This is a genomic window from Aeromicrobium sp. P5_D10 (assembly GCF_054049535.1).
Genome location: NZ_JBFUME010000004.1, coordinates 499,883 through 516,135 on the forward strand (window position 1 = coordinate 499,883; position 16,253 = coordinate 516,135).

Annotated in this window: 19 protein-coding genes; 7 read left to right on the forward strand and 12 right to left on the reverse strand. The window is 64.8% G+C overall.

What is annotated here, in order from left to right:
• Positions 1-15: 15 nt before the first annotated feature.
• Positions 16-1,185, forward strand: a complete 1,170-nt coding sequence (locus tag ACXJKC_RS10175; RefSeq protein WP_456696582.1) for a DUF4185 domain-containing protein — start codon at positions 16-18, stop codon at positions 1,183-1,185.
• A 4-nt stretch (positions 1,186-1,189) separates the two neighbouring features.
• Here ACXJKC_RS10175 and ACXJKC_RS10180 read toward each other — a convergent pair whose 3' ends face one another.
• From ACXJKC_RS10180 to ACXJKC_RS10215, 8 genes are all read right to left on the reverse strand, one after another.
• Complete coding sequence (locus ACXJKC_RS10180; protein WP_456696583.1) at positions 1,190-1,768, reverse strand: hypothetical protein; 579 nt, start codon at positions 1,766-1,768, stop codon at positions 1,190-1,192.
• 56 nt (positions 1,769-1,824) lie between these two features.
• On the reverse strand, positions 1,825-2,598 hold the full coding sequence (locus ACXJKC_RS10185; protein WP_456696584.1) for an SDR family oxidoreductase: 774 nt from the start codon (positions 2,596-2,598) through the stop codon (positions 1,825-1,827).
• A 1-nt stretch (position 2,599) separates the two neighbouring features.
• Positions 2,600-3,400, reverse strand: a complete 801-nt coding sequence (locus ACXJKC_RS10190) for an SDR family NAD(P)-dependent oxidoreductase (RefSeq protein WP_456696585.1) — start codon at positions 3,398-3,400, stop codon at positions 2,600-2,602.
• A gap of 25 nt (positions 3,401-3,425) precedes the next feature.
• A complete protein-coding gene (locus tag ACXJKC_RS10195; RefSeq protein WP_456696586.1) occupies positions 3,426-4,067 on the reverse strand; it encodes a histidine phosphatase family protein in 642 nt (213 codons plus the stop codon).
• Positions 4,068-4,126: 59 nt separating this feature from the next.
• A complete protein-coding gene (locus tag ACXJKC_RS10200) occupies positions 4,127-4,954 on the reverse strand; it encodes an ABC transporter permease (protein ID WP_456696587.1) in 828 nt (275 codons plus the stop codon).
• Positions 4,951-5,943 carry an ATP-binding cassette domain-containing protein gene (locus tag ACXJKC_RS10205; RefSeq protein ID WP_456696588.1) on the reverse strand — a complete coding sequence of 331 codons (993 nt, stop codon included), beginning with the start codon at positions 5,941-5,943 and terminating at the stop codon, positions 4,951-4,953. The genes ACXJKC_RS10200 and ACXJKC_RS10205 overlap by 4 nt, the downstream gene beginning before the upstream one ends.
• A 132-nt stretch (positions 5,944-6,075) precedes the next feature.
• Positions 6,076-6,747, reverse strand: a complete 672-nt coding sequence (locus tag ACXJKC_RS10210) for a fasciclin domain-containing protein (RefSeq protein ID WP_456696589.1) — start codon at positions 6,745-6,747, stop codon at positions 6,076-6,078.
• Positions 6,748-6,804: 57 nt separating this feature from the next.
• Positions 6,805-8,364 (reverse strand): molybdopterin-dependent oxidoreductase, encoded by a 1,560-nt coding sequence (locus ACXJKC_RS10215; protein ID WP_456696590.1) that lies wholly within the window; start codon positions 8,362-8,364, stop codon positions 6,805-6,807.
• Between the two features lie 102 nt (positions 8,365-8,466).
• On the opposite strand from ACXJKC_RS10215, the gene ACXJKC_RS10220 reads away from it, so the two are divergent.
• Positions 8,467-9,891 carry a hypothetical protein gene (locus tag ACXJKC_RS10220; protein WP_456696591.1) on the forward strand — a complete coding sequence of 475 codons (1,425 nt, stop codon included), beginning with the start codon at positions 8,467-8,469 and terminating at the stop codon, positions 9,889-9,891.
• Here the strand turns inward: ACXJKC_RS10220 and ACXJKC_RS10225 are convergent.
• A complete protein-coding gene (locus ACXJKC_RS10225) occupies positions 9,888-10,568 on the reverse strand; it encodes a nitroreductase (protein ID WP_456696592.1) in 681 nt (226 codons plus the stop codon). The genes ACXJKC_RS10220 and ACXJKC_RS10225 overlap by 4 nt on opposite strands.
• An 8-nt stretch (positions 10,569-10,576) precedes the next feature.
• Positions 10,577-11,332 (reverse strand): enoyl-CoA hydratase, encoded by a 756-nt coding sequence (locus ACXJKC_RS10230; protein WP_456696593.1) that lies wholly within the window; start codon positions 11,330-11,332, stop codon positions 10,577-10,579.
• Positions 11,333-11,415: 83 nt separating this feature from the next.
• On the opposite strand from ACXJKC_RS10230, the gene ACXJKC_RS10235 reads away from it, so the two are divergent.
• From ACXJKC_RS10235 to ACXJKC_RS10250, 4 genes are all read left to right on the forward strand, one after another.
• On the forward strand, positions 11,416-12,678 hold the full coding sequence (locus tag ACXJKC_RS10235) for a hypothetical protein (RefSeq protein ID WP_456696594.1): 1,263 nt from the start codon (positions 11,416-11,418) through the stop codon (positions 12,676-12,678).
• Positions 12,679-12,757: 79 nt separating this feature from the next.
• Entirely contained in the window at positions 12,758-13,228 is a 471-nt protein-coding gene (locus ACXJKC_RS10240) for a VOC family protein (RefSeq protein WP_456696595.1), read from the forward strand.
• A gap of 94 nt (positions 13,229-13,322) precedes the next feature.
• Positions 13,323-13,643 carry a hypothetical protein gene (locus ACXJKC_RS10245; RefSeq protein ID WP_456696596.1) on the forward strand — a complete coding sequence of 107 codons (321 nt, stop codon included), beginning with the start codon at positions 13,323-13,325 and terminating at the stop codon, positions 13,641-13,643.
• Positions 13,644-13,668: 25 nt separating this feature from the next.
• Positions 13,669-13,953 (forward strand): hypothetical protein, encoded by a 285-nt coding sequence (locus tag ACXJKC_RS10250; RefSeq protein ID WP_456696597.1) that lies wholly within the window; start codon positions 13,669-13,671, stop codon positions 13,951-13,953.
• A gap of 7 nt (positions 13,954-13,960) precedes the next feature.
• Here ACXJKC_RS10250 and ACXJKC_RS10255 read toward each other — a convergent pair whose 3' ends face one another.
• The gene (locus tag ACXJKC_RS10255; RefSeq protein ID WP_456696598.1) at positions 13,961-14,389 is read right to left on the reverse strand and encodes an OsmC family protein; all 429 of its coding nucleotides are present in this window, start codon (positions 14,387-14,389) and stop codon (positions 13,961-13,963) included.
• A 2-nt stretch (positions 14,390-14,391) separates the two neighbouring features.
• Complete coding sequence (locus tag ACXJKC_RS10260) at positions 14,392-14,691, reverse strand: DUF2470 domain-containing protein (protein ID WP_456696599.1); 300 nt, start codon at positions 14,689-14,691, stop codon at positions 14,392-14,394.
• A 65-nt stretch (positions 14,692-14,756) separates the two neighbouring features.
• On the opposite strand from ACXJKC_RS10260, the gene ACXJKC_RS10265 reads away from it, so the two are divergent.
• Entirely contained in the window at positions 14,757-16,241 is a 1,485-nt protein-coding gene (locus ACXJKC_RS10265; protein ID WP_456696600.1) for an SDR family oxidoreductase, read from the forward strand.
• Positions 16,242-16,253 lie beyond the last annotated feature (12 nt).

The window sequence follows — 16,253 nt, forward strand, 5'->3', positions numbered from 1 at the left end:
TGCGACGGTATATGTATGAGCTTGGGGCCGCTTCCGTGGCGGGTGCGCGTCGCAGCAGTGACGCTCCCGGCCGCGGCCATCATGTTCGCGGCGATCGCCAGCGCCCCCGGCGGAGGCGATGTCACGCTCGAAGCGGTCGATCGCGCGACTGAGACGTCCTGCATCCCGATCGAGCCGGTCACCTCCGTGGCGCAGGTCAACAAGTTCGTGACCAAGGTGCGCGGCAGTTCGGAGTTCCAGGGAGCAGATGTCGGCGCCGACGTGACGCTGCAGGACGGCCGTCGGCTCTGGGTCTTCGGTGACACCCTCCGGGCCGCCGACTTCGACGGCCAACGGTTCGTCCGCAACTCGATGCTGGTCTTCGACGACCGGTGCGCCGACGTGATCCTGCCCGCCGATCACGGTGCGCTGATCCCCGACCGCGCGGACGGCGTGGGCTACTGGCCGATGTCGATCGCCAAAGTCGAGCGCACCGGGTACGACCTCGTCGGGGTGGCCGCGCAACGGGTTCGCGGCGCGAAGGCGCCCGACGGTGCACTGGCCTTCGAGAACCTCGGCCCGTCAATCGCCTTGTTCATCGCGGCCCGCGGCAAGCCGCCACAGCTGCTCAAGGTCCAAGACCTCGGCCGCGACGATTCCGACAAGTCCCGGCCGACCTGGGGGGCCGCCTCCGTCGTCCACGACGGCTGGGTCCTGCTGTACGGCACAGCGAACACCGGCGACTCGTTCGGCTTCTCGCTCCAGGTCGCGCGCATCCGGCCCGACGACATCCTCGATCCCACCAAACTGCGCTATTGGGACGGCGCGAAATGGCAAAAGGATCCCGAACGCGCGGCGACCCTCATCCCCGCGGTCAGAGGTGTCTCGCAGACGCTCAGTGTCTTCGAGCAGGGTGGGCGCTGGTTCGCGGTGAGCAAGCGGGACGAGTACCTCGGCACCGACCTCGTGGTGTGGTCGGCACCGAGCCCAACCGGGCCGTTCGTGGCCTCCGAGCCCGTCGCACAGATCCCCTCGGACGAGTCGTCGGGCACGCTGCGCTATATGCCGCTGGCCCATCCAGACCTGCTCCCCGAGAAGGGATCCGTGGTCGTGTCGTACAGCCAGAACAACACCGATGTCGCCAAGGTCGACGACAATCCGTTCCTCTATCGGCCGACGTTCCTACGGGTCAAGCTGCCCGAGTAGGAATTCACAGCATGCGCGAGGCCGTCGTCGCATCGTAGAAGCGGGTCGACTCCGGCTTCCAGAGCAACACGAGGATCACGACCGCCAGGACGAGACTGACCAGGGTCGAGACAACTGTGAGGGTTCCGGCGTTGCCCGCCGAGATCGTGAACAACGCCCCGACGACATTGAGACCACCCAGGACCGATGCCACGACGCGCGCCCACTTGCGTCCTTGACCGTTCTTCCACGCCATCCAGACCCACAAGAGCGCGCCCAGCAGACCGAAGACCACAGCAAAGCCGATACCGATGGCGTAGGCGGCGTCGATCGTCGACTGGCTCACATCGGGATCGTCCTTGACCATCTTGTCTCGGATCTCATCCTTGAGATCGCCCATCGTCGCCAGGCTGAAGACAAGGGTGAGGACGCTGAGTCCTGCGCCGACCAGCATGAGCTTGCACGCTGTCGCGATCGACCCCGGCTGGTCGACCGGTGCGGGGGCGGGCGAGGCCGGATACGATCCGTGGCCTGCGGACTCTCCCGGGTATGCCGGCTGGTTGACGCCGAAGGGTTGATCCGGCTCGGGGGGTGTCGTGGTCATCTGGCACTCCTGCGTTGGCGAACGGTCGTCGCGTCCAACCTACCGTGTTCGCCGATTCAGACCATTCGGCGTACGACGCCAAGTGGCGCGTGCTTCATGACCTGACCCAGCGGCGCCCATGGCCAAGCCGGAACCGCCGCATCGGCTACTTCGGCCTCGATCTTCTTGACCAGCGCGCGACATCCGGTCTCGGTGTCGACCATCAGCCGGGTTTCCTGTTGGACCCCCTCGTTCATCTCCGAAGCGATATAGCCGGGAAACAGTGTCGTGACCTTGATGTCGAGACCCTTGCGACCGATCAGATCCGATCGGATGCCTTCGGTCAGCATCGCCACGCCGGCCTTCGTGGCGGCGTATGTCGTCATCGACGATGGCATGCCGCGCATCGCCGACATCGACGAGATCACGACAAGATGCCCTGCTTTGCGGGCGTAGAAGTGTTCCATCGCGGCCTCACATTGGGCCAGTGCAGCGATGAAGTTGGTTTCGGCGGTCTGCTTGTTGGCGTGGAACTTGCCCGTACCGATCCGGCCGCCCTTGCCGAGCCCGGCGTTGACGATGACCCGATCCAGCCCACCGAGGTCGGCGGCGGCCTGCTTGAAGACCGAGAAGACCGCATCGTGGTCGTTGACGTCGAGCGCGTGCACCACGACCTCGATGTCCGGATGGGCGGCGAGCAGCTCATCGCGCAGGGCCTCGAGCCGGTCGACTCGCCGTGCCGTGAGCGCGAGGTGGTGCCCTTTGGCGGCCAGGATGCGAGCCATGCCTGCTCCGAGACCTGAGCTGGCTCCGGTGATCAGTACGTTCTTGCGCATCTTCGTCCGCGACATGTCAGTCCTTCTTGCTCATCTGGGTCGAAGCTCTGGCCATCATCCTGTAATAGAGGGGACGCATGAACCGTTTGGCGGCATAGGCGACCCGGCCGTTGCGGTCGGTCAAGATGATGTGCCGGTTCTTTTCGACACCGCGGATGACCACCGCCGCGATCTCGTCGGCCGTCACGCTCGACCGGTCGATGAGCTTGGCCGCCGACTGGCGTGCGGCTTCGTCCTTACCGCGCAGTGAATCGGTCAGATTGGTTTTGAAGAAAGTCGGGCAGATCACCGAGACCTGCACTCCGAACGGTTTGAGCTCGTGCAGCAGGGTCTCACTCAGCGCGACGACGCCGGCCTTGACCGCGTTGTACTCGCTCATGCGCGGTGGATGGATCAGACCGGCCGCCGATGCGGTGTTGACGATGTGACCAGATCCTTGTGCCTTGAGCATCGGGGTGAACATACGGCAACCCCGCGCGACGCCCAGCAGGTTGATGTCGACGATCCACTGCCACTGATCCATCTCCGACAGTTCGATGCGGCCGCCGGCAGCCACTCCCGCGTTGTTGAACAGATAGTCCAGGCCATCCCACTCCTCGGTGACCCAGTCACGTGCGGTGGCCCAATCGACGTCCTGGGTCACGTCGAGCTTGCGGTACGTCACCTGGGCCAGGCCACGCAGGGGCTCGGGGATCTCGGCATGGACATCCGTCGCGAGCACCCGGCCGCCACGTTCGACGAACTGGCGCACCAGCGCGAGACCGAGCCCGGATCCGGCACCAGTGATGAGGACACGCGACTGCGGGGCGATCGACATACTCAGATACTAGCGGTATCTGGACTTAGCGGAAGGTCAGCATGTCCTTCGGCAGGTGGGTGTGCTCGTTGAATGCCAGCACCCGGCGGCCGGTCTCCCCCACGATGATCGTGGTGACGCTCGCATTGAACACGATGTCGTTGAACTTCTGGAACAGCGAGTCGTCGCCGCACAAGACGTGCGACACGACCTGCGCGATCGGGCCACCCGAGGTGAACACCGCGACGGTGCGCCCCTTGGTCGCGCGAGCGGCCGCGACCTCGAACGCGGCGAGCACCCGGTCGACGAACTCACGGTAGGACTCGACGTGTTCGCCTTCGCCGGCCATCCATTCGGTCAGCGCAACGTTCAAGGCCTGCTGGACCGCCTTCTGACCCGCGGTCACGAGAGCGTCGTCCTGCATATTGGCGAGGGTCTGGATGTCGTACTCGTCCCACCCACCGTCGACGTCGTAGCCATCGCCTTGACCGCACGCATCTATCGCGGCGATCGCGGTCTGCGCGTGCCGTTTCAGGCTGCCGGCGATCGCCTCGGTCGGCGCCCAGTCGGACGCCTCCCACGACATCCCCACCGCACTCGACTGTCGAACCCCCAGATCGGAGAGCTGATCGTAGTCAGCCGCTCCCCATGACGCCTGGCCGTGCCGGATGAGGTGAATCGAGCCCATGTCCGGAGCGTAGCCGGACCGGCTCCGAGGTTCCGGTGCGGCCCGGCCCGGCCGACACGTCAGGACTTGTTGGCGAAGACCCGCATCGTCAGCGGGCCGAAGACCGCGACGAGCACCGCCGACATGATCAGCACTGTGATGATCGCGCCGCTGTCAGGATCGCCCTTCATGAGGCTGCGGGCCGCGTCGACGAGAATCGTGACCGGATTGACCTTGACGATGTTCTCCAGGGCCTTCGGCATCGTGTCGGGCGAGACGAACACATTCGACAAGAAGGTCAACGGGAACAGCACCATCATGCTGACGCCCATGACGGCATTGGGGGTGCGGAGCTTGAAGCCCAACAGCGTCCAGATCCAGCTGAGGCTGAAGCAGAAGATCAGCAACAAGGCGATCGCCGCGATGACGCCAACCACGCCGCCCTCTGGCCGGTAGCCCAGGATCAACGTCATCACGATGATGATCGTCGAGGCCATCGTGTAGCGGAGCGTGTCGCCCAGCAACGATCCGACGAGCAAGGACGGGCGCCACACCGGCAGCGAGCGGATGCGGTCGAAGACGCCTTTCTCGATGTCGTTGTTGATCGTCATCGCGGTGTACATCGTGATCATCACCACCGTCTGCACCAGGATTCCCGGAGCGAGATACGGCAGATAGTCCTGCGGCGAGCCCGCGATCGCGCCACCGAAGATGAACGTGAACATCAGCGTGAACATGATCGGGAACATCGTGACGTCGAACAGCTGCTCGGGCACATGCTTGATCTTCAGCAGTGCGCGCCAGCCGAACGTCAGTGACGACGAAACGGCCGAGGCCGCCGGCGGACGCTCCCCCGTGCCCAGAGCCGCAGCGACCTTAACGTCCATGCGGGCAGTGTCGGTGGTCATACATTGACTCCTTGCTCGGCGAGCTCATCGCCGCTGTCACTGTCGGTGGAGTCCTGCACGTGCTCACCTGTCAGCGCGAGGAACACCTCGTCGAGGCTCGGCTGGCCGAGTGAGAATTCGGTCGTGGCGATTCCGTGATCGCCCAGCAACGCCAGAACCGCCGGCACCGAGGAGGGATCCGAAACCCTCATGCTGAGCGCGGCCGGATCGCCCTCACGAGTCGCTTCGGCCGACAGTCCGGCCTCCAGCAGACCGATCGCGTCGTCGCGCCTGGACGCATCGGCGACACGCACATGCAGCGCACCACTGCCGACAGAGGCCTTGAGTTCCCCACTGGTTCCTTCGGCAATGACCTTGCCCCGGTCGATCACCGCAATGCGATCGGCCAGTTGGTCGGCCTCATCGAGGTACTGGGTTGTCAGCAGCACCGTCGTGCCCGCCGACACCAGGGCGCGGATGATCTCCCACACCTGATTGCGACTGCGCGGATCCAGGCCCGTTGTCGGTTCGTCGAGGAACATCAGTTCAGGGCGCACCACAATGCTGCCCGCGATGTCGATGCGCCGGCGCATACCGCCGGAGTACTTCTTGACCTGACGATCGGCTGCGTCAGTCAGCTCGAAGGCGTCGAGCAACTCGGCCGCACGTCGGCGCGCCGCCGACCAGCCGAATCCGTAGAGCCGGGCCAGCATGACCAGATTCTCGGTGCCCGAGAGATCCTCGTCGAGCGAGGCGAACTGACCGGTCATCGCCACTTTCGAGCGGACGACGCCCGCTTCCGCGACGACATCATGACCCAGCACGATGGCGCTGCCGGACGTCGGCTTCAGCAAGGTGGCCAGCATCCGGATCGTGGTCGTCTTGCCAGCACCGTTGGGGCCCAGGACCCCGTAGACGCCGCCGCTGGGAATCTGCAGGTCCACTCCGTCAACGGCTCGATTGTCACCGAACGTCCTGACGAGTTGGTGCGTCTCGATTGCGAGATCCATGGTGTCCTCCTGTTACCGGTCACCATCATCGAGCCTCGACCCCTGTTGAGGTCAAGTGGCGCCGTGTCAGAGGAACCAGCAGGCCGGCCCGAGAAAACTCGGACCGGCCCGGCTGTCGTGCAGTGTCGTGAATCAGGCAGCGGGCGGCATGAGCACGCTGTCGATCAAGTACACCGTCGCATTGGCAGTCTTGACGCCACCGCAGATGACCTTGGCGCTCTTATCGCCGACAGTGATCTCATTGCCCAACCCCTTGACCGTCAGGTCCGCGCCGTTGACGGTCTTGAACGTTCCGTCGATGTCGGCCGGAGCCATCTGGCCCGGGATGACGTGGTAGGTCAAGATGCCCGAAAGTGTCCCGCCGCCCTTCTCCTCGGAGACCGTCTTGACCCCGTCCTCACCCAGCTGCTTGAACAGCGCGTCGAAGGCGGTATCGACCGGTGCGAAGACCGTGAACTCTCCGCCGTTGAGGGTGTCGACCAGATCGACGTCGGGGTTGATCTGGCCCGAGACGGCCTTGACGAGGCTCTTGAGCAAGGGATTGTTGCTGGCGGCCGTGGCGACCGGATCCTGCGACATGCCGCTGACCGAACCCGCCCCGTCCGGGACCGCCTTGGCGTAGTCGGCGCAACCCGCACCCACGAGATCGGCAGCCGGATCGGCCATCGCCTCGTCGGGCGCGTCCGTCGTGGCCTTGTCCGCAGGTGCGGCTTCCCCTTCGCTGTCGCTCGAACCGCAAGCAGCAGTGAAGAGGGACAGCGAGGCAACCGCCGCGACAGCGAGGGTCTTTGTGGTTGTACGCATGGTGTTTCTCCTTGTGGTTGGGTTTCGTGCGGTTGTGCGGTTGTGCGGTCGTACGTCCTACTCGACGCGGAACTGGACGCTGTGCCAGCCGGTCGTCCCGTTCGGGCGAATCGAGGCCCGTTCGGAAGTCTGTGTCTCGCCATCGCGGTTCGTGGCGCGAATCGTGACCTGGTGGGTGCCCGCAGTGGCGTCGTCCCACTGGTAGCTCCACTGTCGCCAGGTCTCGGCGTTGTCTTCGGCACCGAGCTCAGCCTCGACCCAGTCACCCTTGTCGATGCTGACCTCGACCTTCTCGATGCCGACGGTCTGCGCCCAGGCCACACCACCGAAACGGACCTTGTCCTTGGCGAAAGCCTGGAACGACTTGGGCACGTCGATGCGCGAGGAGAACTTGATCGGCGCGAGCGCCGTGTAGTCCCGCGTCGTCCAATAGCCCTTGAAGTCCGAGAAGCGGGTGACTTCGATGTCGACGAGCCACTTGGTGGCCGATACGAAGCCGTACAGTCCCGGGATCACGAGTCGGGCCGGGAATCCGTGGGCGAGCGGCAACGGTTCACCGTTCATGCCGATCGCGACCATCGCATTGCGGTCATCCGTCACGGTCTCCAGCGGACTTCCTGCCGTCCATCGGTCGGCGCTGGTCGACTTGATCGCATCGGCCCCGTCTTGGACTCCGGCCATCTCCAGCAACGTCGCGGTGCGGATGCCGAGCCACAGAGCGTTGCCGACATACGGGCCGCCGACCTCGTTGGAGACGCAGGTCAAGGTGACACGATGCTCTTCGAGCGGCATCTTCATCAGATCGCGGAACGTGAGGTTGAGTTCTTTGTCGACCATGCCGTGGATACGCAGGCTCCAGCCCTCGGCCGGGACGTCGGGGATCCGCAGCGCGGTATCGACGCGATAGAAGTCGCGGTTGGGCGTCACGAACTTGCTGACGCCACCGACGTCTACCTGCGCTCCGGCCGGGACAACGGCTGACGGGCGTGCGGCCTTCGGCAATTTGATACCTGCCCGCGAAGCCGCTGCGGCGGCATTGCCGAACAGATTGGCCACTGCGCCACCGAGCAGGACCAGCGCTGTGACGCCGAGCGATGCCTTGAGGAATCCTCGGCGACCCAGGCCGAGCGGATGTGCGTTGGCGGCCACTTCGCGCCCGCGCAGATTGGCCAGCAGTAGGACGAGTGCTCCGAGACTGACGAGCACCGTGAGGATCGATGGCACCAAAGTCAGTGCGCGACTCGCTGTGGTCGTGCGGTCGATGGCCGCGCACACGACGGCGATCAGACCGATCAAGCCGACTGCGACGATCGCGATGCGGGGCCGCTTGCGGCCGATGATGCCGGCGACGATCGCGAACAAGGCCAAGGTCGCAACGACTCCGCCGATCAGAATCGGCTTGTCGGCAGTACCGAACTGCTTGACCGCGAACTCCTTCAGGAATGGCGGCGCATAGTCGATCGCCCGGTTGCCGACCGACTCGATCGGTGACGGAACGCCCTGCAACAGCGCGGCTGCACCTGTGCCGACGGCAACACCGGACGCCGCGGCGAGGAAGCCCGCCAGGGCTCCGGCCCACCAGGGCGCTGTCTGAGGTGCTGCGGTTGTCGTGGTCACACCCCCAGTTCGCCACCCCGACCACCAGGTATTGGTCCACCACCGAAAAAGATTTTGAAGCCGCATTGCTGAGCGGAGGAATCAGGCTCCTACTCTGAGTAGATGAGTACGCATCACGGAGTCCGCTTCCCCTCCGAAAGCTCGTCAGCGGCAGCGCGGACGATCATGGCCGATGCTCTGCGGAAAGCCGATCCGGTCGGCGCCCGAGCGGTGGAGAACGAGACCAACTGGCGTCGCGGCTACCTGACTCATTTCCGCCGGGCGGTGGAAGCCGGGATCGGCGCGCCTGCCGCGGCACGCACCATCGCGGCCGACGGTCTGCGAAGTGCACACGAACTCATGCGATTCGACGACATCGCCCTCGACGCTGCGATCGACTCCACCCCACCTGAGCAGACCTTCTCGACCCGGACCATCGTCGGCACGGAGGCACCGGAGACCGAACTGTCGATCCCCTACCGCGGCGAACGCCTGAGCGGGCGGGCACTGCTCGGTCAGCTGGATCGCTGGGTCGAGAACGGGATCATCACCCGGTCATGCTCCGAAGCGGTGCAGGCCGTGCAGGACAATCCCGAGTGGCTGCGCCTTGAGGGTGACACCGTTGTCGTCCTGGGCGCCGGAGCAGAGATGGGGCCCTACCGCGCGATGTTGCGCTGGGGCGCGGACGTCGTAGCCGTCGACCTGCCCCGCGCCGGCGTCCAGGAACGCGTGCTCGAGACCGCGTCGCCGAGCGCCGGCACACTGCGTCTCCCGACACGAACCGACGGCGACGATGCCGACACCGGCGCCAACTTGTTGACCGAACTGCCGGCCCTCGCGCATTGGCTCGACGGCCTCAGCGGACGCCTGGTGGTCGGCAACTACTGCTACGCCGATGGTGCGACCCACGTGCGGTTGTCGATGGCCGCCGACGCCCTCGCGAACCACCTCATCCGACAGCGTCCAGACACCGCATTGGCTTTCCTGGCGACGCCGACAGATACGTTCGCGGCGCCCGCCGAGGAAGTCGAGCGGGCCAATGCGGCGTACTCGCGCCGCGGACTCTCACGCCTCGTTCGCACCCCCGTGCGCGCGATCAGCGGCGGTCGTCTGCTGCAGCGCAACTATCCGCCGGACGCCGACCCAGGCGTGTGCGATGCCCTCGTACCGCAGCAAGGACCCAACTACGCACTCGCCAAACGCCTACAGCGTTGGCGCGCCACGACGGCTCGCGCCAATGGCACGACCGTCTCGCTCAACGTCGCCCCTGCGACCCGCACGCGATCGGTCGTCAAGAACAAAGCTCTGGCGGCGGCCTATGCGGGTTCTCACCGGTTCGGTGTGGAGATCTTCGATCCCGCGACCAGCAACACCTTGATGGCTGCCCTGCTCGCCTACGATCTGCGCTCCGGCGCAGCACCGCAGGGCGAGCCGTGGCAGGACGAGGCAATCAATGCCGCACACGGTGGACTGTGGACCACGGCGTATCACCCGCGCAGCGCCCTCGGGCTGGCTGCGGTTCTCGGCATCGGGGCGCTGCGCAGCTAGTCGAGGAATGTCACGGCATCGCTGACAGGCGCCCGTCGTGACATGAACTGAGCCGACGGGTGGGCCGGATCCGGATACCCGAACGAGATGCCGCAGACCACTCGACGTGCGTCCGGAAGGTCCAGGTACTCCCGCACTGCCGGGGTGGCCTGGGCGATCGCGGCCTGCGCGCACGTGCCGAGTCCGAGTGCTTCGGCAGCAAGCATGAACGAGTTGACGTACAACCCGCAGTCGATCGCGCCGTACACCCCCAGATCAGCCTCAGTCGTGATGATCGCGACATGCGGCGCCCCGAAGAACTCGAAGTTGCGCAACATCTGCACCGCCGTTCCGTCCCGGTCACCTCGCTGGACGCCGACTGCCTCGTACAACTGCCAGCCCACGTCTTTGCGCCGCTCGCTGTAGACGCCGGTGTATGCCGAGGGGAACGGGAAGTCGCTCGGCGCAGGTTGACCCAACATCGCGATGACGTTGTCGATCGCCAGCTTCGAGAACTCGTTGCGGGCCTCGCCTGAGAGGATATGCACCTGCCACGGCTGGGTGTTGCACCATGACGCCGTGTGCTGAGCGGCGACGAGGATCTGCTCGATTGTTTCGCGTGGAACATCGTCGGGCAGATATCCCCGGCAGCTACGCCGGGTCGTCAGCAAGCGTTCGATCGTCTCGAAGTCAGTCATGTGTGCCCTCATCGGCCAGTGAATCTCGGAGCACGCTTGTGCATGAATGCCGTCGCGCCCTCGGCGAAATCGTCGGTGCCGAACAACAACACCTGCAGATCGCGCTCACGGTCGAGTGCCTCGTCGAGATTGCCGAGCGTCGCGGCGTTGATGGCCTGCTTCGTCGCCCGGTAGGCCACAGCGGGTCCGCCGGCCAATTGCTTCACGATGCGGTCGACCTCGGCTGAGAATTCATCATCGGCCACAGCTTTGTGGATCAAACCCGCACTGGCGGCGTCGGTGGCCGACAGCCGTTCACCCAGCAAGGCCATCGCAGAGGCGCGAGCGCGCCCGATCGAAGCAGCTACGACGGCCGACGTCCCGCCGTCCGGCGTCAAGCCGATATTGACGAAGGGCAGCAGGAAATACGCTGACTGCGCGGCCAGCGTGACGTCAGCTGCCAACGCGACCGAAGCACCGAAACCTGCTGCCGGGCCATTGACCGCCGCGACAACCGGAAAGGGAGCCGCGACGATGGCGCGGATCAGCCGGTTCGCGATGTCCATCGGCTCAGTACCGTCCAGCCTTCCGTCGAGGCGCGCGCCAGTCGTGAACGCCCGTCCCTTGCCGAAGAAGACGATGACGCGGGTGGTGGCCGGTGCGCGTTCGATCGCGTGGCTCGCAGCGGCGATCATCTCCCCCGTCAGGCCGTTGAGCCGGTCGGGATCGTTCCAGGTGATGGTCAGGACATCATCGACAGTCTCGATGAGCACGGCTTGCGTCATGAATAGCCTCCTAGCTTCCAGCAGGCTATTGCACACTCCGGCGAACGCCACCGGATCCGACGCAAGTGAGAGATACTGACTCAATGCATCTCGGGCCCCGCACCTCTGTCATGACTCGCCTGCTGGCCGCTTCGGCCGGACTCGCTGCGACTTTCGCGCTCGTCCAGGCACCTGCCCAGGCCTCATCTCGCGTCACAGTCAGCGGAATCGTCACCTCACCTGAAGCCGGGCATCCCGGCCTGGACGGGATCAGGGTCTGCGCCAAGCGATACGCCAAGTCGGGCAAGTACGTCAACGACTACTGCCGCTCCACCACCAGCAGCGGCCGCTACTCGCTGAGCCTGCCGGTCGCCACCTACCGATTCACCGCAGAACAGACGCATCTCTACGGCGATTGGGTGGCCCAGTCGTACAACAGCGGCAAGGCCTACAAGGTGGGTTCGGCCAAGTCCGTCAACTTCCAGATGGTCCGCGGCGCAAGGATTTCCGGCACTCTTCAGGCCCCCGGTGGCACTGCTCCCGGCGAGAACTTCCTCAGCGTCAGGGCCTACCCCGTCTGGTCCAACGGGAAGGTCTCGACAAGCTCCTCATGGTTCTCCAACGTCGGTCCCAGTGGAGAGTTCAAGGTCTCCAAGCTTCCCGCGGGAAGATATGCGCTGCACGCCGAAGACAACGGGCACGAGCCTCGCCTCGCACGTCAATGGTTCCCGAACGCCGCGACGGCCACGACGAGCACCTATCTGACGGTCACCTCAGGACAACAGCTTTCCCAAAAGGACATGACTCTGTCTCCGGGCAGCACCCTACGTCTGACGATCAAGAATCCGCGAGGCAAGGCCACCGGTGGCACTGCGACCATCTACGACACAGATGCCCGCCCTATCGGCAGCCCGTATCTGACCTCGGGTGGCACCGTCACGTTCACCGGACTCCATCCCGGTCAGTATCGCGCTCGCGGTTCGTCCAATGATGTCGGCTACGTCGAATGGTTCTCCAAGAAAAAGAGCTTCGCGACAGCGAACCCCATTGCTGTAGGTGCTGGGACGACGCACGCTCGTTCATTCACGATCCACTATCCGACCTTGAAAGCGACCAAGCGTCCCAAGGTCAGGATCGATCTCAACACTGTCGTCGCGAAGCCTCCCACGTGGAACAAGAAGGCCCGAACCTACGACATCATCTGGTACCGGGACGGCAAGCGCACACCTGCCCCGGGGTACGACTGGTACTCGACACGGAGGCCCGATGTCGGACACCGGATCAAGGCCTGCTTCATCGCCCGGCGCACCGGATATGCCGAGGGCCGTTCGTGCAGCAAGTACACCAAGAAAATCAAGGTGTACTGATCATCGCTTGCACCTGGCGCGGTCGGCACGCATCCTGATGTGACCGCTGAAATCGCAGCGCGTCCGCACAGGAGCTCCCATGGCCAGCCACATCACGATCACCCCGTTCCTTTGGTTCGACGACAACGCCGAGGCCGCGGTCGAGCGCTATCTCGAGGTGTTCGACACCGCTGAACTGCTCAATGAGCAGCGGCATCCCGACGGCTCGTTGTTCATCGCTGAGATCAGCCTGCAAGGGCAACACCTCACCTTGATGAACGGCGGCCCGATGTTCAAGCTCACCGATGCCTTCTCACTCTCGGTCAGCGTCGAGACCCAGGAGGAGGTCGACACCATCAGCGACGCACTGCTGGCCGGTGGAGGTGAACAACGTCCCTGCGGCTGGCTCGTCGACGCATTCGGTGTGAGCTGGCAGGTCGTACCGACGGCGCTCGGCCGGCTCTTCGCCGATCCTGATCGCGAGGCCGCGGGCCGCGCGCAGGCGGCCATGATGAAGATGAAACGGCTCAACATCCAGGACCTGCAGGACGCCTTCGACGCGAAGGACTAGTTCGTTCGGATCAATTCTCTGAGTACGTCAGCAAAATCCCCCATTTCTTCCCTCATTGCTCGTAACGTCGTTGCAGAGGGAAGGAACTGCTGGAATGAGTGTGTACCTGTTCGATATGGGCGGGGATCCCATCGCGTTTCGACGCACATGGACTGACCCTCATCTCTTCGACCTGGACGGTCACTGGATCGGCTGGTTCCCCTGGGAAGACAACGACGCCGTCGACGTCAGCGGCTCCTATTTGGGGACCGTGATCGATGACCGCCTCGTGCGGCGCAATGACTGGCAGGACCGTCCGTGCACCCTGGCCCCGACGCCGCCTGGACCGACCGAGCCGAGTGGCCGTCCGTTGACGCCGCACTACTTCCCGAACTGTTTCGCCTATCAAGACGCCCAGCTCCGACACCACGCCTGAGCCACCCGAGCCCTAGACTGCGCCGATGGAGCATTCCCCTCTGTCCGTGACGACTGGCGAGTTGATCGTCGGCGGGCTGGTAGCAGCTATCTGTGCGGTTGTGTTTCTGGCCGTCGCCGTCGCGAGCTACCGCAGAGGCCGTTGCTTGAGCCGCTATCCGATCTGGCACAGCGCGATCATCGCGGTGCTTGCGGGCTTATTCCCGGCCTTCTGGCTGATCGGATCGCTCGTGAATCGTGACCGCCTTCAACTCGACTGGCAGCGCTACCACGCCGACCATGAGGCGCGCCGGCTCACACCGTCCCGTTGAATCAGAGTCAGACGTCGTTGATCTCGGTCTGAGCGTGAGTGCCGATCGCCACGGTGCGACTCACTGTGCACAGCCTCTCCTCTGCCTTGCGGATCGCATCAGGCAGAAGCGCGCGGGCCGCCGCGCCGGCCTCCCCGTCGGGAAAGGCCACGTCGAACGCCAGGAGAATGTCGACCAGATGACTTCCCTGCTCGTCACGGACCTTGTCGGCCCTGGTGCGGACGTCGAAGGTGTCGGGCTCGGCCCGTCGTGAGATCAGCGGATCGACCGTGATGGCAGTGCATCCGGCCAGCGCCGCCAGCAACAGCTCCACCGGGGTGAAGTCGGCCGACGAGCCGTCACCGATCTCCATCGAAGTACCCCGGTCATTCGTGACCCGGTAACGAGATGGCCCGATCCGGGTCATGCCGACCGTGCGTTCGGTGTCGGCGCTCATCGTCAGTGCCTCTCGCGCGGCGGAAGGCCCAGCTTCTCGACCGCTCGGTCGTACAGGTTCACGACCTCACGGCGAATGTCAGGGCGTTCGACGACCGGACCCAGCCACGGGATCGTCACCGCGCGGCTCTGTCCGTCGATGGTGGCATCCCATGCTGCGGTTTCACTGTCGAACCCGGTCATCACGGCGCTGCTCGCATCCGGCTCGGCGAAGGCCTGCACGATCACCAGGCTGTCATCGGGATGGTCATCGTTCATGTGGTGCAGGATCGCATCGACCACATCGGCTGGGAAAGTCGTCATGGGTCGACGCTATCGCTCGGCAGTGAGAAAGTGCGAGTACTGCCCAGGTCCCTAACACTGGAGAGATGCCCCGCACTCGAGTTCTCGTCACTGGCGCGACCGGCTACGTCGGCGGCAGGCTGGTCCCCCAGCTTTTGGCAGCCCACCACACCGTGCGGGTCCTGGTCCGCGACGAACGCAAGGCCCAAGCGCACGAGTGGTCGGCCGACGTGGAGATCGCGGTCGGGGACGCGACCGACACCGAACAGGTGCGAGCCGCGATGCGCGATGTGGACGTGTTGTACTACCTGCTGCACTCGATCGGAACCGGCGGCGACTTCGGGGCGACCGAGAAGCGCATGGCCCAGACCTTCGCCGAGGAGGCCATGCGCGCGGGTGTCGCTCGGATCGTCTACCTCGGCGGCATGGATCCAGTCGGGGAAGATCTGTCAGAGCATCTGCAATCGCGCAAGCAGGTCGGTGACATCCTGCTCGCATCCGGCGTACCGACCACGGTCCTGCAGGCGGGCGTCATCATCGGATCGGGATCCGCGTCATTTGAGATGTTGCGCTATCTCACCGAACGCCTACCCGTCATGGTCACTCCGACATGGGTCAAGACCCGCATCCAGCCCATCGCGATCCGCGATGTGCTGCGTTACCTGGTCGGCTCGGCCGATATGCCGGCCGAGGTCAACCGCCGGTTCGACATCGGCGGACCCGAGGTACTGACCTACCTCGATCTGATGCAACGCTTCGCCGCGATCGCCGGGCTTCCGCGGCGCCGGATCCTGAAAGTTCCCGTGTTGTCGCCTGGCCTGTCGAGCCATTGGGTCGGCCTCGTGACGCCGGTGCCGGCCAGTCTCGCGCGTCCGCTCGTCGAGTCACTGCGGAACACCGTGGTCATGGCGAACCACGACATCACGGAGTATGTTCCAGATCCCCCGGATGGTCTCATCACATTCGACCGTTCGGTCGAACTGGCCCTGAGTAAAATTCAGAACCTCGACGTGCCGACCAGGTGGTCGTCCGCATCGACGGCCGGCGCACCCGCCGAGGGTCTGCCCACAGATCCCGACTGGGCGGGTGGTTCGCTCTACAAGGATGAGCGAACGCGCGAGGTCGAGGCCAGCCCAGAAGATCTGTGGAGCATCATCGAAGGCATCGGCGGCCGCAACGGCTGGTACTCCTGGGCGCTGGCGTGGCGAGTTCGCGGATTGCTGGATCGACTCGTCGGCGGCCCCGGCCTGCGCCGTGGTCGTCGCAATCCCCATGATCTGGTCATCGGAGACGCCGTCGACTTCTGGCGGGTCGAAGAAACCGACGATCGCACATTCCTGCGTTTGCGAGCGGAAATGAAGCTGCCCGGACTCGCCTGGCTGGAGATGCAGGTCGGCTCGACGGCGGGTGGCACCACGACATTCCACCACCGCGCGTTATTCCATCCCAAAGGGCTGCTGGGCCAGCTCTACTGGTGGTCGATCCTGCCGTTCCACGGCATCGTGTTCGGCTCGATGCAGCGAAATATCGCCAAGGCCGCAGAAGAACTGGCACAAGGCGTCGAGTCCTGATCGACACCTCAG